General features: G+C 43.1%; 16 protein-coding genes. 4 read left to right on the top strand and 12 right to left on the bottom strand.

The window, feature by feature from the left end:
* Positions 1 to 300: 300 nt before the first annotated feature.
* The 5 genes from yugI to E2L07_RS18490 form a co-directional block, all read right to left on the bottom strand.
* Entirely contained in the window at positions 301 to 717 is a 417-nt protein-coding gene (gene yugI / locus E2L07_RS18470) for a S1 domain-containing post-transcriptional regulator GSP13 (RefSeq protein ID WP_010899488.1), read from the bottom strand.
* Positions 718 to 815: 98 nt separating this feature from the next.
* Positions 816 to 1,985 (bottom strand): DEAD/DEAH box helicase, encoded by a 1,170-nt coding sequence (locus tag E2L07_RS18475; protein WP_134230297.1) that lies wholly within the window; start codon positions 1,983 to 1,985, stop codon positions 816 to 818.
* A gap of 20 nt (positions 1,986 to 2,005) precedes the next feature.
* Entirely contained in the window at positions 2,006 to 2,791 is a 786-nt protein-coding gene (gene thiM / locus E2L07_RS18480; protein WP_053430425.1) for a hydroxyethylthiazole kinase, read from the bottom strand.
* A 601-nt stretch (positions 2,792 to 3,392) separates the two neighbouring features.
* The gene (locus E2L07_RS18485; RefSeq protein ID WP_010899491.1) at positions 3,393 to 4,574 is read right to left on the bottom strand and encodes an aminotransferase; all 1,182 of its coding nucleotides are present in this window, start codon (positions 4,572 to 4,574) and stop codon (positions 3,393 to 3,395) included.
* Positions 4,574 to 5,068, bottom strand: a complete 495-nt coding sequence (locus E2L07_RS18490) for an Lrp/AsnC family transcriptional regulator (protein WP_010899492.1) — start codon at positions 5,066 to 5,068, stop codon at positions 4,574 to 4,576. Before E2L07_RS18490 ends, E2L07_RS18485 begins: the two co-directional genes overlap by 1 nt.
* 257 nt (positions 5,069 to 5,325) lie before the next feature.
* Here E2L07_RS18490 and E2L07_RS18495 point away from each other — a divergent pair, with 257 nt between their 5' ends.
* The gene (locus tag E2L07_RS18495; RefSeq protein WP_053430424.1) at positions 5,326 to 5,766 is read left to right on the top strand and encodes a YueI family protein; all 441 of its coding nucleotides are present in this window, start codon (positions 5,326 to 5,328) and stop codon (positions 5,764 to 5,766) included.
* Positions 5,767 to 5,834: 68 nt separating this feature from the next.
* Here the strand turns inward: E2L07_RS18495 and E2L07_RS18500 are convergent, their stop codons facing one another.
* Together E2L07_RS18500 and E2L07_RS18505 are read right to left on the bottom strand one after the other, a co-directional pair.
* Positions 5,835 to 6,311 (bottom strand): S-ribosylhomocysteine lyase, encoded by a 477-nt coding sequence (locus tag E2L07_RS18500; RefSeq protein ID WP_134230298.1) that lies wholly within the window; start codon positions 6,309 to 6,311, stop codon positions 5,835 to 5,837.
* Between the two features lie 59 nt (positions 6,312 to 6,370).
* Complete coding sequence (locus E2L07_RS18505; RefSeq protein ID WP_010899495.1) at positions 6,371 to 6,811, bottom strand: hypothetical protein; 441 nt, start codon at positions 6,809 to 6,811, stop codon at positions 6,371 to 6,373.
* Between the two features lie 155 nt (positions 6,812 to 6,966).
* On the opposite strand from E2L07_RS18505, the gene E2L07_RS18510 reads away from it, so the two are divergent.
* A complete protein-coding gene (locus E2L07_RS18510; protein WP_010899496.1) occupies positions 6,967 to 7,785 on the top strand; it encodes a YihY/virulence factor BrkB family protein in 819 nt (272 codons plus the stop codon).
* 176 nt (positions 7,786 to 7,961) lie between these two features.
* Positions 7,962 to 8,234 (top strand): HU family DNA-binding protein, encoded by a 273-nt coding sequence (locus E2L07_RS18515; protein ID WP_010899497.1) that lies wholly within the window; start codon positions 7,962 to 7,964, stop codon positions 8,232 to 8,234.
* An 81-nt stretch (positions 8,235 to 8,315) separates the two neighbouring features.
* Here the strand turns inward: E2L07_RS18515 and E2L07_RS18520 are convergent, their stop codons facing one another.
* Positions 8,316 to 8,744, bottom strand: a complete 429-nt coding sequence (locus E2L07_RS18520) for an RDD family protein (protein ID WP_010899498.1) — start codon at positions 8,742 to 8,744, stop codon at positions 8,316 to 8,318.
* A gap of 242 nt (positions 8,745 to 8,986) precedes the next feature.
* On the opposite strand from E2L07_RS18520, the gene E2L07_RS18525 reads away from it, so the two are divergent.
* A complete protein-coding gene (locus E2L07_RS18525) occupies positions 8,987 to 9,580 on the top strand; it encodes a biotin transporter BioY (protein WP_010899499.1) in 594 nt (197 codons plus the stop codon).
* Between the two features lie 371 nt (positions 9,581 to 9,951).
* On the opposite strand, the gene E2L07_RS18530 is transcribed toward E2L07_RS18525, so the two are convergent.
* From E2L07_RS18530 to E2L07_RS18545, 4 genes are all read right to left on the bottom strand, one after another.
* The gene (locus E2L07_RS18530; protein ID WP_134230299.1) at positions 9,952 to 11,274 is read right to left on the bottom strand and encodes a Na+/H+ antiporter family protein; all 1,323 of its coding nucleotides are present in this window, start codon (positions 11,272 to 11,274) and stop codon (positions 9,952 to 9,954) included.
* 200 nt (positions 11,275 to 11,474) lie between these two features.
* The gene (locus E2L07_RS18535; protein ID WP_243855000.1) at positions 11,475 to 12,764 is read right to left on the bottom strand and encodes an FtsW/RodA/SpoVE family cell cycle protein; all 1,290 of its coding nucleotides are present in this window, start codon (positions 12,762 to 12,764) and stop codon (positions 11,475 to 11,477) included.
* Complete coding sequence (locus E2L07_RS18540) at positions 12,757 to 13,185, bottom strand: PadR family transcriptional regulator (RefSeq protein WP_134230301.1); 429 nt, start codon at positions 13,183 to 13,185, stop codon at positions 12,757 to 12,759. Before E2L07_RS18540 ends, E2L07_RS18535 begins: the two co-directional genes overlap by 8 nt.
* Positions 13,182 to 13,733 (bottom strand): sigma-70 family RNA polymerase sigma factor, encoded by a 552-nt coding sequence (locus E2L07_RS18545; protein ID WP_134230302.1) that lies wholly within the window; start codon positions 13,731 to 13,733, stop codon positions 13,182 to 13,184. Before E2L07_RS18545 ends, E2L07_RS18540 begins: the two co-directional genes overlap by 4 nt.
* Between the last annotated feature and the right edge of the window lie 348 nt (positions 13,734 to 14,081).

Consider the following 14,081-nt stretch of genomic DNA (forward strand, 5'->3'; position numbering starts at 1 on the left):
TGTTCCCTTCGCCCTTGATTGACCTCTGAATAAACCATTGGTGTGTTTGTCAAGAGCGATAGCGTGGCATTTCCACCTAATAAATGGTAGGTAGTATGAACCGTGCTAGTTTTTCATAGAACTTTTGACACTACCCCATTCATTCCATATCGGTGATGGATCTCCTGCTTTTACTCGTAACTCACCGATTGATAATTCTTCTTTTCCGAAATGAATTTAAAAAAGGGTTTACCGCCAAATATTAATAGACGAATGTAAAAAGGAAGCCCCCTTCACTTAGGGAGCTTCCTTTGATCGTTACTATTTTTTGGCACGTTTGTTTAGGTCTGCTTGAATTTCGTTTGATTGCTTTAACCATTCTTTTAGTTTATCTTCTAATGTATTAAAGCCTTGTCCTTGGCTTTGCCCTTTTTGTGGTTTACGTCCACCACCACCAGCTGGGCGTGGTTTTGGCGCGCGAGCTGGACGCTCAGGAGCCTCTTGTGTTGCACGGATGGAAAGAGAAATTTTTCCACTTTCTTCGTCTACAGATAAAATTTTCACCTTCACTTCGTCACCTACGGAAAGAACATCATTGATGTCTTTCACAAAACCATGCGCTACTTCAGAAATGTGAACCAATCCTTGCTTCTGATCGTCGATCGCAACGAATGCACCGAAGGGCTTGATTCCTGTGACTTTTCCTTCTACAATGCTGCCTACTTCATAATTTGACATCCAAAAACATCTCCTAACTATTTATTAACTTGTTAATTTTAACACAGGTTGTCGTAATACGCAAAGCACATTTCGACTAGAAGGAGATGGTGATGTTGTCATTTTTTCCTTTTGTTATGCCCTTTTAAACCATTATTCTTAGCATGGAGTTTACCATGGGACAGTACTCGCTCTTCAAAGGAAAGATTTAGGCCTTTTTCGATTTTTTCCAGCTTATACATTTCCCGTTCACTCGTTAATGTGATCACGGTCCCTTCTTTACCCATTCGTCCAGTTCGTCCTGCGCGATGAACGTACGCTTCACTCGTCGTAGGTGGCTCCAGTTGGATCACATGGCTGACATCATCCACATCAAGACCGCGAGCTGCTACATCGGAAGCAATGAGCACTTGCGCTTCACTTGTTTTCAATTGGTGCAATGCTCGCTCTCTTTCCTGTTTTGTTTGGTCAGATGACAAGGCGACTGCTTTAATTCCTTTGAATTGTAACTTGGCTGTTGTTTCAGCTACATGTTCTAAACGGTTCACAAACACAATGCCGCGCTGAATGTTCTCATGGTGAATCAGCTTTCGTACCACATCCATACGCTCTCGTTTTTCACAGCGAATGAACCAATGGTTTACTGCCTGCTGAACAGTGTTTCCTTGGGCTGACACCGTTTCTATAAAAGGGACATACGGAGCAACAAGCTCGGTAAACCGAGAAGCAAAGGTAGCAGAAACAAACAGATATTGCGCTTCATTCCCGATCCGTTTTGCCACATTCTCAAAGGCGTTCCATGCGCTCGTTTCTTCCATCATTCGGTCTGCCTCATCGACTACGATCATTTTGACATGGGTCACTTTTAGCTTTTTCATCTCCATTAATTCGAGAATACGTCCGGGTGTCCCAACCGCCACATGAGGTTTTTTCTTTTTTAATTTCTCGACCTGACGTTTTATATTTGCTCCACCGATGAGCGGGAGCACCGTGATTGAAGTGGTAGCGGTTAGTTGTTTTGCCACCTCGACGATTTGCATGGCGAGCTCCTGTGTCGGTGCCAATATAAGTGCTTGCGTCTGCTCTGGTAGTTCTTCCGTTTTCGTTAGCAACGGAAGCAAATACGCTAACGTTTTCCCTGTCCCTGTTTGTGAATGGACGATTAGATTTTGCCCATCCAATGCTTCCGGAATTACTTGTTGCTGAATTTCCGTAGGTTCTGTAATCCCTTGGTTTGTAAGAGCCTCTAGAAATGGTTCTCCAATTGGCCACTGCTGAAACTGATTCATTTCGTCGTTTCTCCTATCTTTTATGATCGTTCAAAGCGTCCATGCTGTTTTACATCTTCATCGGTCAAACGACCTAGCTGATTGAGAAAAGCCGTTTGGAACGATCCGTATCCTTTGGCTTTCGTCTCTTCATAAGCTTTTTCGGCTGCGACCCCATAAGCGACGAGCCCATAACCGATCACTTCCAAAAGGTCATCCGTTTTTAGGCTAGCAAACGCCGCGACGATTGCCCCAGATAAGCAGCCTGTACCGACGACTTTCGTTAGCCATGGATGGCCATTGTAGCCACGAACCGTTCCCGTACCATCGGTAACAACATCCACTTCGCCGGTTACAACAACTGCGCTATTCAGTACGTTTGCCGCATGCTTTGCCAATTCAACTGGGTCTGAATCAATGGAACCGTCGACCCCTTTGACCGTTCCTGCTTGATCGGATAGAGCTGCAATTTCGCCCCCGTTTCCCCGTACGATCGTAACGTCTACTTCCTTCAAGATTCGCTTACAACTCTCGGTACGAAACGCTGTTGCCCCTGCCCCTACAGGATCTAACACGACAGGAGTACCAGCTTTATTAGCTGCTTTTCCTGCGATAATCATATTGTCAATGCTTTCTGCCGATAGTGTGCCTATGTTCAGAAGGAGTGCATTTGCTACCTTCGCCATGTCCGCTACTTCTTCTTTCGCATAAGCCATGACTGGAGACGCGCCAACGGCAAGTAGTCCGTTCGCTGTAAAATTTGTTACGACCACATTCGTCATACAATGAATGAGAGGATTACTTTTGCGTAGCATCTCAATGCTCATTCAATCACCGATCCTTTCCTCACCCTTCATTTGTTGAAAATTTTACTCGTTTTTTCTTCGAATGACAAACGTCACTTTTTTCAGAAAGTTATGTATAGCTTTAGAACAACTTGGGCATTCTATTGGTAGATGTATTCCCCCTTTTTTAATCAACGTAGCATTAGCTGCGTTGATTTTTTTATTTTAGTCACCAAACGTTTTCATAAAAAAGCGCTTGGGACAAAGCACAGTACGGAGTTGATTGTTTCAAAAACTTGCTGCGGGCAAGGCTTCAGCTAGTCGGGGAAAATCGCCCCGATGGCTTTTCAGCCCTTGCTTTCCCCGCAGGCGTCTCGTGATTTTGACAATTTGCTTGGAAACGTCCGTCTAGTTATGCGTATGAAAGGGGGACGTATACTACCTGAAGGCTCATTTACGTTTTACTCGACTGCCGTAAGGGGTAACGAGAATACCAGAAATGAATGAGGATTTGCCTTCATGACTGTGAACTTACGAAAATCAAACAACAGACGCCCCCATGAATCACCAGAAAAAAGGTTCGGATCCTTTTATTTTGATGGTCCGAACCTTTTTATTACGTTGGGCTAGTTTTTCCCAGCCTCTATTGTTTGCATTTTTGCACAAAACGGCCAATTCGTTCGAGTGCCGTTTCTAAATGTTCCATAGATGTGGCATATGAACAACGGATGTGCCCTTCGCCACCTTCTCCGAACACATTCCCCGGAACAACCGCCACATGCTCCTCCATGAGAAGTCGTTCCGCAAATTCCTCAGAGGTAAGTCCGGTTTCTTTAACAGACGGAAACGCATAGAAAGCTCCGCCAGGCATTGGACAAGTTAAGCCAATTTCGGTGAATGTTTTGACGACAAAATTGCGTCGTTGTCTGTAGGATTGAACCATGCGATGCACATCGTCCATTCCTGTTTCTAATGCTTCCAACGCACCGTGCTGCGCCATTGTCGGTGCACACATAAGGCTGTATTGATGGATTTTTAGCATCGCGCTCAAAATATCATCTGGTGCACAGACATACCCAAGCCGCCAACCCGTCATCGCAAAAGCCTTCGAAAAACCAGAGATAAGAACGGTTCGTTCTCGCATTCCGTCCATCGAAGCTAATGAAACATGGGTCCCATCATACGTAAGTTCTGCATAGATTTCATCCGAAAACACAATGAGGTCGTTTCCAGAAATCACCTTAGCCACTGCCTCTAACTCTTCTTTCCCCATAATCGACCCCGTCGGATTATTTGGAAAACAAAGAATAATCGCTTTTGTTCTTGGGGTAATCGCAGCCTCTATTTGCGCCGGTGTTACTTGGAAATCGGTATCGATATGCGTACCAACCGGAACCGGGACGCCTCCTGCCATCGTAACAAGTGGCGCATACGAAACAAAGCTTGGTTCGACAACGATCACTTCATCCCCTTCGTCGATGATCGCGCGCATCCCGATGTCAATCGCTTCACTCGCACCAACCGTCACAAGAATTTCCGATTCAGGATCGTAACCTATGTGAAACCGCTCGTACAAATAACGGGAGATCGCTTCCCGAAGCTCAATGATTCCAGCATTTGCTGAATACGCAGTAAAACCACGCTCCATCGAAGAGATGCTCGCTTCCCTGACATTCCACGGCGTGACAAAATCAGGTTCACCAACACCAAGAGAAATAATATTTTCCATTTTTGAAGCGAGATCAAAAAAACGGCGAATACCCGAAGGTTGAATCGATTGTACTCTCGTCGATAACCGTGTCCGTTGAGATGTAGAAGAAGTCATTATGGCGTCACCACAATTCGTTTATCGTCTTCGTCCTTTTTAAAAACAACCCCATCATGCTTATATTTTTTTAGTTGAAAGTGGGTCGTTGTTGAAAGAACCGTATCAATCGTTGATAGTTTTTCTGAGACAAACCGAGCGACCTCCGACATGGTCTTCCCTTCAATGACGACGGAGAGGTCATAAGCCCCCGACATTAAATAAAGCGCTTTTACTTCTGGGAAGCGGTAAATACGTTCAGCTACCTCATCAAAGCCAACCCCGCGCTGTGGCGTAACTTTAACATCAATCATGGCAGTTACCGTCTCGACTTCCTTCACTTTGCTCCAGTCAATCACCGCTGAGTAGGATAAAATCACATGGTCATTTTCAAGCTTTTTAATGATCGCTGTCACTTCTTCTTCAGTGGCATCAATCATTTTTGCTAAAGTCGGTATTGGCACACGGCCGTTTTCCTCAAGAATGTGCAGCACATCAAGCTCTTTTCTCTCCACGATGTGTCTTCCCCTTTCGTCAACAAAACCATCAAATTCGTTTCGTATATCATACCACAATCCACTGTCCCTTTCCGTGAAAAATGTTACTTTTTTATTCACGAAAATGACCTGTTCTGTTCATTGCTTTTCCCAGTAAAAGATTGATACAATTCATGGTAATACTAAACGACGAGCCTCTTCATTTAATGGAATCGGTTCTTAAAGCATCGACTAGTCTAGCTGCGCAAATAACATGAGAGAAAGGGTCGATTACGTTGGAAAAACCTACTGTTGATGATTACCTCAAAAAAGGAATTTACGGTCAGAAGGAAATTAATCCAGAAGAAAAGCGAACATTCCTTGGAACGTTTCGAGAACGGATCATTGTCGCCCTTACCCAATCACAAGTAAGAGAACAAGGAACGTACAAAGAAGTGGAGGAGCTTATGAGTCGTAATCGGGAGGCCAAGCTCTATTTAAACGGCTCCCTCGATTTTAAATATTTACGGGATTACATTCAAATAGCAGACCAACTCTCCATTGATTATCTTGTGGTCTCAAATCAAGAGAAAGAGACAGATATTGGTCTCGTTCTTGCCCATGATCATGCGATCGACAAAGAGGATATTTTTATCGAGGAACACACGGAGAAAGACGATTTGGAAAAAGATGAGAAGGGGCTGTCCGCATTCTTGAACCGTCTGTTTCGTCCATAGCCATCGTTTCACCTCAGTCTTGTATTTCCATCGAAAATGTAAAAAGCGAGCTGGATCACTCGCTTTTTTTACGATTCAAATACTTTTGTTAACGAATCTTTCTCATGAGACAACCAGTAGGTCATGAGTTTTTTTGCGCCGTCTAAATCGTGGAGGTTTGCTTGCCCACACTGCTTCTCGTTAGCAGCCGGTACTTCCTCTAGCTCAAGAGAATACTTCATCGTTTGTTCGAGAACATCGATGATTTCCTCCACCGTTGGCTTACCGCTCATAATTAAATAAAAGCCTGTTTGGCATCCCATCGGGGAAAGATCAATGACATCAAAGTGATCATATGCTTCAGCAAATTTGCGAATATTCAAGGCAAGTAAATGCTCTAGTGTATGAATCACATCAGGCTTCATCGCCTGTTTATTTGGTTGAAAAAAACGAATGTCAAACTTGTTCACCTCTCCGTTAGTCCCGACTTTATGTGTACCACACGGACGGACGAATGGCGCTTTTACAATCGTATGGTCAAGCTCAAAGCTTTCAACTGTTGGCATACTACTTCCTCCTCCTCTTTCCTTTTGTCCTTTCAGTATAAAGGAACAATCGTGCTCTGTTAAGATTCATCTTCTTTTTTGATTGAAGATGGCTCATAATGGTTAAGATGTTTAATCAAGATCTCCTGCCTCTCGGCGAATGCATACAGATCTTCATGAAACGATTCGGGTTGAAAGCGACTGAACTTCAAACGAAACCCTTTTTTTAAGAAAAACACGACCACATGACTACGAGTTGTTTTGATGAAATACGCTTCTTTTATTTGTTCGGCTCTTATCTCACGAGATAACAACTGAGCAGAAGAGAGGGAAATCGTAAATGAAATCACATCCCCTTTGATCTGAAACCGATAACGGATAAAAGAGAGCAATACAAACAGCAAAAACGGAAGATACAGGAGGAACGTCCACCTTCCTTCCAGAATGATACTATTTAAAAGTGTCAGCAAAGCGAGAGCTAGCCAAATCATCTTTCCTTCCGATGCAGTATATACGTTCATTGATCAATCGTCCCTTTCCATATGCTAGCCTACCGTCCTATAGGAAGCGTGCCTGTGGACAAAAGCATCTACACCCTTGGCAATCAACTACCATTATACACAAGTTTAACGGCTTGTTGGACCAAAAACTTGTGGAAAGGAAGGGAGAAGCACACATGGGCAAAAACACATTTTTCTATCAATTCTTTAAACAATTGAAAACCGATCCAATCCCGGACTGGTCAGCAACCCTTGCGTACTATTTTATGCTATCCATCTTTCCACTCATCATTTTTATCCTAGCGCTCATTCCATATTTTTCAATTGATCAACAGTACCTCTACCAAATCATTGTCGATTATTTGCCTGAGGATTTGGCAGACGTCTTTACCTCAGTGATTTTAGATGTTGTAAGCAGACCTCAAGGTGGCCTAGTATCATTCGGTGCTCTTGCCGCCATATGGACGGCTTCTAACGGCATGAATGCCCTCATTCGAGCCGTAAATCGTTGCTATGCGGTCGAAGAAACGCGAAGTCTTTATAATTTGCGGTTTCTTTCCATCATGTTAACAATCGGCATGATGCTCGTTTTTGTTACAACGCTGTTACTCCCTGTTTTCGGACATTTAATCATCCAATTGCTAGATTGGTTATTTATTGTTCCTGAAGGGACCGCTTCGGTGCTAAATGCCTTGCGCTGGATCGTTGGTATTTGTTTAATGACCATTATCCTCATTGTTATCTATCTCCTCGCACCGAACACGTCTTTAAAATTAAAAGATGTCGTAACAGGTGCGGTTGTCGCAACAATTGGCTGGCAGCTTATTTCATACGGCTTCTCTGCTTATGTAAGCAACTTCGGGAATTTCTCTGCCACGTATGGAAGTCTAGGAGGGGTGATCGTGCTCATGCTTTGGTTTTTTCTCAGCAGCCTTATGCTCATCATTGGTGGTGAGGTCAACGCGGCCACCTATCGATTGAAGCAGCAACAGTAAAGATAGAAAACTTGAAGTTTTAATAATCGAAACAATCGATTTCTTACATTTTGATTCTTTCTAGTGGATAAACGTCTAAAAGTGCAAAAATTCTCCGCTTTCTGTGTATAAACTTAATAAAACTGGCAATGATGGTACCAGCACTCGTAAAACATGCGAGATTAGGAGGAGTAAACATGAATAAAACAGAACTTATCCATCAAGTGGCAGAACGTACACAGATGTCAAAAAAAGATGCTGGTGAAGTTGTTAACACTGTATTTGATGTCATTGCTGAATCCCTTGCCCAAGGTGACTCTGTACAACTGATCGGGTTCGGAAACTTTGAAGTGCGTGAACGTGCCGCACGAAAAGGTAGAAACCCACAGACTGGAGAGGAAATTGACATTGCCGCAACAAAAACACCAGCGTTCAAAGCGGGAAAGCAGCTAAAAGATGCAGTGAAGTAACAGAAAAAACGCCCCTTTATAGGAGGCGTTTTTTCTTGGTCTACGAGTAGGATCAATGAAATAAGTTCTGTCTTCTTTAACCTATTCAGCCTCAGGTGTTTGCCCTGGTGCGTCATACGTAACATAGGTTCCAGCAATTAAATCATGCAAGCTTCTCTTGTCTTCGCGCAATCCAACCATAAAGGCGCTGACAATGACGGCAATACCAAAAGTAATAAGATAAACAAAACCTGCCACAATCGTTCGCAGCAACATTGTTCCGATCCCTACATTTTCTCCGTCCATTTTTACAATTCGTACACCACAAATCTTTTTTCCAATCGTGTAGCCTAGCCATAAAACAGGCAGTAATAATCCATAGACTAGGTTGACCCCGCCTTGAAAAATAGAAGTCATCGGCTCTTCCAAACCTAAAATAAGCGTAATAATCGCGAGAGGAATACCTATAATGATGCCATCTAGAAGACCAGCGCCTAGGCGAATCCAAAATCCTGCTGGGTTACTAACCACTTTTGATCATCCTTTCTTGGTTTTACGTTCATTCCCATTTTAGTGTTTAATCATGCAATCGACAATCTTTTTTATTGAAAGCACCTTTTCTACTACTTAATTATCGATTGAAGACGAAAAGAGTTTTCACAGACTCATGCCTTTTGACTCTTATTATGTCAACATATTTATGTAGACAGTTGACAAAGTCACCTCATTTGCTTACGATTATGTTAACTAATTCACTTCGGAGGTAAACATTCATGGCAACAAAATCGTTTCGCACCATAGATCTTGTGTTAGTACCAATGTTTGCAGCCTTGATGGGCATCGGTGCTAACGTTACATCTTTTCTTGTCATTGGCGGCGTACCCATCACCCTACAAACGCTGTTTTCCATCCTCGCAGGCGCACTTCTAGGAAGTCGACTTGGCGCGTTTGCTATGTCCCTCTATTTACTTGTCGGGCTCGTTGGCTTTCCAGTCTTTGCCCAATTCAAGGGAGGCTTGAGCACATTTGTTAGCCCAACATTCGGGTTCCTAATTTCCTTCATTCTCGTTGCGTATGTGACAGGGAAAATCATCGAAAAGAGTGAAAGTAAATCTTTCTTCACATTCGTTATTGCATGCTTTATCGGACTTATTATTAACTATGTCGTTGGGACGAATTATATGTATTTTGCTTATATCACCATTGCAGAAGCCCCTGAAGGCTTCACCTATTCAATGGCCTGGGCTTGGATGATCGCGCCTTTCATAAAGGATGTCATCGTCACAATCGCTGCTGCGGTAGTTGCCCACCGTATTTACGGCACTGTCCGGAAACACCGACCGAATCATTTACAGCAAGCAAGTTAATCCTTTATGCAAGAAAAAGGTCTGCTCTCTAATGGAGAAGCGACCTTTTATTTTTCATTGAAAGATGGTCCTGATTGGGTTAGAGGGGTGTAACATAAAATCGACTTCTGCCTTTTCTTCACCGTTAACGATAATGGTCAGTTTATGCATTCCAGGATAGAGAGTTCTTGCTGATAAATGGTTAAACGTATGTTTACGGACGAATTGTATCGTACCTTTAGAACAAGTTTTCTCAGATAAGTAAAAGACTTTGCGATTTTGTCGTCCATTCGCTTTCACGAAATAAATCCCGTATTCGATCCTTACCTTAGGAGGTAATGTTTTTCAAGCAAAAAAAGAACGAGGACTCGCTCCTCGTTCGATCATTTTATTTACAGCATCATCGCCGCAATCCAACCAAAAAGTAAGAGTGGAATATTAAAGTGAAGAAAGGTCGGCACACATGTATCCCAAATGTGATTATGTTGACCATCGGCGTTCAATCCTGCCGTCGGCCCAAGCGTACTGTCTGAAGCGGGAGCTCCGGCATCCCCTAACGCTCCAGCAGTTCCAATTAGGACGATAATCGCCATTGGACTAAAACCAACAGCCAACCCTAACGGAACGAACAATGTAGCGATAATCGGAATCGTCGAAAAGGACGAGCCGATCCCCATCGTAATAAACAAGCCAACGACGAGCATGAGCATAGCCGCCAGCCCTCGTTGCTGCCCAATGACAGCGGCCACTTGTTCAACAAGTAGCTCCACATGACCCGTTTCACGGATGACGGCGGCAAAGCCTGCAGCTGTGAGCATGACAAAGCCGATGAACGCCATCATCTTCATCCCTTCTGTCACCGCTTGATCCGCTTCCCTACGATTAAAAGATCCTGACAAAAATAAAATCATCAACCCGGCCAAACCAGCAATAATCATCGATTCAGAATAATATTGTACGACCAATGTGACAACAATGGCCACTACGGCACAGGCGATGGTCCAGTTCGAATAGCTGATCTCTTCCTGCTTAAATTCTGCACTAATTTCACGATTTTCATAGCTTCTTGGTCCCCGGTATGTTACAAATACGGCAAAAAGCAACCCTACGACTAAGCCTATCGTTGGCAGTGCCATCGCCGTCGGAATCTCTGCCATCGTCACCTCAAGACCATTATCGGCAATGTTCGACTGAATAATCCCGTGGAAGATTTGCCCGAACCCATATGGCAAGAAAATGTAAGGCGCTGTTAAGCCAAACGTTAAAATCGTCGCGATTAACCGACGATCCACTTCTAATTCATTTAAAATTTTTAAAATCGGTGGAATTAAAATTGGGATAAACGCAATGTGAATGGGAATTACATTTTGAGAAAAACAAGAAATGATGAGAATAACGAAAAATAATAATGCCTTTGATAACGTTTTTCTTCGATCTTCCCCTTCTTTCCCTACTAGCCGAAGCACGACATTCACCATGACATCCGGCAACCCCGTCTTTGAAATCGCCACCGCAAAGGCACCGAGCAACGCATAGCTCAATGCAACAGTCGCATTCCCTCCAAGCCCTTCACTGAACACTTCGATCGTCTCTAAAAACCCGAGACCGCCTACTACTCCACCGACGATAGCCCCAATCGAAAGGGCAAGGACAACGTGAACACGAAGTAAGCTTAAAACTAACATAACAATGACCGCAAGCAAGACGGCATTCATAAAAAACATCCTCTCCACGACAACAAATACTTTAGTTTATTAAATCACTAATATACTAAAATATGAAACTCCGGTTGTCAAGGTAACCGATGTCAGGTAAAAAACACCATCGGACATGCTGCTTTTCGAGCTTCTCTTATCCTTTAATCATTTAGTGAAGTTAACTTTCCTAGAATGCAAAACGAGTCGCACCTTAGCAACTAAAGGTGCGACTCCTTCAAACCACGATCGATCACAACATATTGATGGCGATAAACATTTAAAATGATCCCTATTAATCCACTGTAATACATTTGCTGTCCTATACCGAAGCTCAGTATTGGTACGGAATGTTCGATAATGGGGAGCCAGCCAATGTTCATAAATACACCCATTATGAGCGGCACTACTATGAGTGTCGTTGCCCCGATCACAAGAACGCTTCCTTTCAGGTCAGGGGTTCGGCGGCTTGTGCGAACAAAGCGAACGATAGCATAGACAAACAGAGCTAAAATGCTCAATGCAGGAACCCAACCAATTTCATGTATCAAAAACAAAAGCACTAAATCCGTATTGTAGCGAAGCTCTACCATCGTTTGTGCAAATTGTGAGCTTCCTCTCCCGAAAAATACCGAATGCTGTAGCAAATCTTGATTGATGAACGGTATATAACCAAAGCTAGAAGAATATTGCTCGGGTCGAAGCCAACCGAGAACCCGGTCAATCTGATGCTGCGGCGCTATCGAGATGTAAAACGTTACCGCGATTACGAGGAGACAGACATTCACCAAAAGAAAGGTTATTTTTTCCCTCTGTTTACTGCTTTTCAAAAAATACGTAAAAAGACTTAATGAAAAATACGCAAATGCAGCAATATAATGTGTTAAAAACGTTAAAAACATGACAGGAAGCCATACGAGTAGGATTGTCAACGAAAGAGGCTTTCGTTTTGCAATCAATAAGTAGCCAATCCAGCCGAGTAAGAGAAGAAAGTTGACGACCATCATATCCATCGTTCCACCTAGTGGAGAAAAATACACTTTCCCGTTAACTGTTAGCGAAAATATCGGCATTAACGTGAGTAGCAATATCCCCATTCCCATTGCCAGCCATATTTTCCACCATGAAAGCAGTTTTTCATAAGGAAAGAGCATGCATCCAACGAGAACAATACTAGAAGCAAATAAAGATAGCCATTGGTATGTCATGATTCCTCCGATTTCGTTCTTTACGAGAAACACCGGTAGCATACTAATGGCTAGCAGCAGCCCAGCAACGATCAAAAGTGGCCAATCCATCACAGGACGGTGCAAGCGGTTCATTTTCAATCCTAAATCGTCAGGATCCCCCATGTCTTGGACCGCTTTTGCACTCGCCTCTTCCTCCGTATAACCTGCTTTTTTATAGGCTTTCGAGCTCTCATTCAGATGATGACGAAGCTCTTTTTCCACTAGTTCTCGCCCTGCTTTTGATTTCATTTGACCTAAAACCCTTGCAAGAAAGTCATCCATTTTCAAAGCCCAACACCCCCTTAAACGTTAGCTTCGCCTCTTGTTCTACTGTTCTTGTTAGTACATCCCGCCCCTTGGATGTTGTTTGATAAATCTTTACTTCTTCTCCATCCCTCATCACCCACCGACTTTTCACAAAACATTCCATTTCTAGCCTGTGTAAGTATGGATAAAGAACTCCCTCCTGACCATAAAAGGTATGACACCCTTTTTGCTCTAGGTTCGTGAGCAATTGATATCCCGTCTTTTCTTCATGCTGCAAAGAGGCCAGGATCTCGAGCAAGTCATTTGGTCGCACGAGCGTTTGCAGCATTAGCTTTTTACGGACAGCGTCCTGTCCACGTTCTGTGAAAGACCAGTTTTGAAACATCGATGTATCGAGTGACTGTTTCATTTTTTTCCGAAGCTCATCGTCCATCATGTTTCGTCCTCCTTTTCGAGCAAATTTTTCAAAAGCAACCGTCCTTTTCTTAACCGTGTCTTAACTGTATTTTCGTTAAGTCCTGTAAAGCTTGCCACTTCCTTAACCGACAGTTCCTCGTAATAGTAGAAATAAATGACTTCTCGGTACGAAAGGGGCAACGAAAAAACAGCAGCTGCTAATCGCTCTTCATCACTTTTCAACAAAACTTCGTATTCTGGTGTTTGTTCTGTTGTTTCGATTTCCTCCGCCACTTCCGACGGATAAACATGCTTTGCGTGCCAGCTTTTCAAAAAGTCCTTACCTCGATTAATGGCGATTCGGTACAGCCACGCTTTGGCAGAGGATCGCGTTTGATATGTATGGTAAGACTGAAACGCTCTAACAAAAACCTCTTGCGTTAAGTCTTCCGCTATTTGTTTATCTTTAACGTAAGAATAAACAACACGGAGAATCGCTGTGCCGTACTCTTCCATCCAAGCAATTAGTTGATGTTCCCGCATTTCTGCCGTTTCGATTTCTCCTATTTTCCCTGGTAACGACTCCACATCTTCACCTCCTTACTTTATAAACGATGCACACACGAAAATGGTTTTCTTTTTTCGCTTTATCTTTATTGAAAGATCTCGATCACCAAAAATGTACCAAATGAACATCGTTTACATAATGTATAAAGACTTTTGCGGAAATCACAAACATCCAAACGGCCACATTTGGAACAAAAATGATTGACAACGTATAGGATAATTTAGCATCTTCTCTATCGTCCAGGTAGTGTCAAAACTTCTATGAAAACCTTATTTGGATCTAACACTACTACCATTTATTAGGTGGAAAGGCCGCGCTATCGCTCTTGACAAACACGCCAATGGTTTATTCAGAGGTCAATCAAGGGC

The sequence above is a fragment of the Halalkalibacterium halodurans genome (genome assembly GCF_004376175.1).
Lineage (GTDB): Bacteria > Bacillota > Bacilli > Bacillales > Bacillaceae_D > Halalkalibacterium > Halalkalibacterium halodurans.

Excerpts from the sequence above, each read along its gene's own strand:
- E2L07_RS18485 (WP_010899491.1), bottom strand. The coding sequence starts at position 4,574 with ATGACTTCTTCTACATCTCAACGGACACGGTTATCGACGAGAGTACAA.
- yugI (WP_010899488.1), bottom strand. The coding sequence starts at position 717 with ATGTCAAATTATGAAGTAGGCAGCATTGTAGAAGGAAAAGTCACAGGA.
- E2L07_RS18530 (WP_134230299.1), bottom strand. The coding sequence starts at position 11,274 with ATGAATGCCGTCTTGCTTGCGGTCATTGTTATGTTAGTTTTAAGCTTA.
- E2L07_RS18475 (WP_134230297.1), bottom strand. The coding sequence starts at position 1,985 with ATGAATCAGTTTCAGCAGTGGCCAATTGGAGAACCATTTCTAGAGGCT.
- E2L07_RS18535 (WP_243855000.1), bottom strand. The coding sequence starts at position 12,764 with ATGGATGACTTTCTTGCAAGGGTTTTAGGTCAAATGAAATCAAAAGCA.
- E2L07_RS18525 (WP_010899499.1), top strand. The coding sequence starts at position 8,987 with ATGGCAACAAAATCGTTTCGCACCATAGATCTTGTGTTAGTACCAATG.
- E2L07_RS18500 (WP_134230298.1), bottom strand. The coding sequence starts at position 6,311 with ATGCCAACAGTTGAAAGCTTTGAGCTTGACCATACGATTGTAAAAGCG.
- E2L07_RS18505 (WP_010899495.1), bottom strand. The coding sequence starts at position 6,811 with ATGAACGTATATACTGCATCGGAAGGAAAGATGATTTGGCTAGCTCTC.
- E2L07_RS18510 (WP_010899496.1), top strand. The coding sequence starts at position 6,967 with ATGGGCAAAAACACATTTTTCTATCAATTCTTTAAACAATTGAAAACC.
- E2L07_RS18515 (WP_010899497.1), top strand. The coding sequence starts at position 7,962 with ATGAATAAAACAGAACTTATCCATCAAGTGGCAGAACGTACACAGATG.
- E2L07_RS18540 (WP_134230301.1), bottom strand. The coding sequence starts at position 13,185 with ATGATGGACGATGAGCTTCGGAAAAAAATGAAACAGTCACTCGATACA.
- thiM (WP_053430425.1), bottom strand. The coding sequence starts at position 2,791 with ATGAGCATTGAGATGCTACGCAAAAGTAATCCTCTCATTCATTGTATG.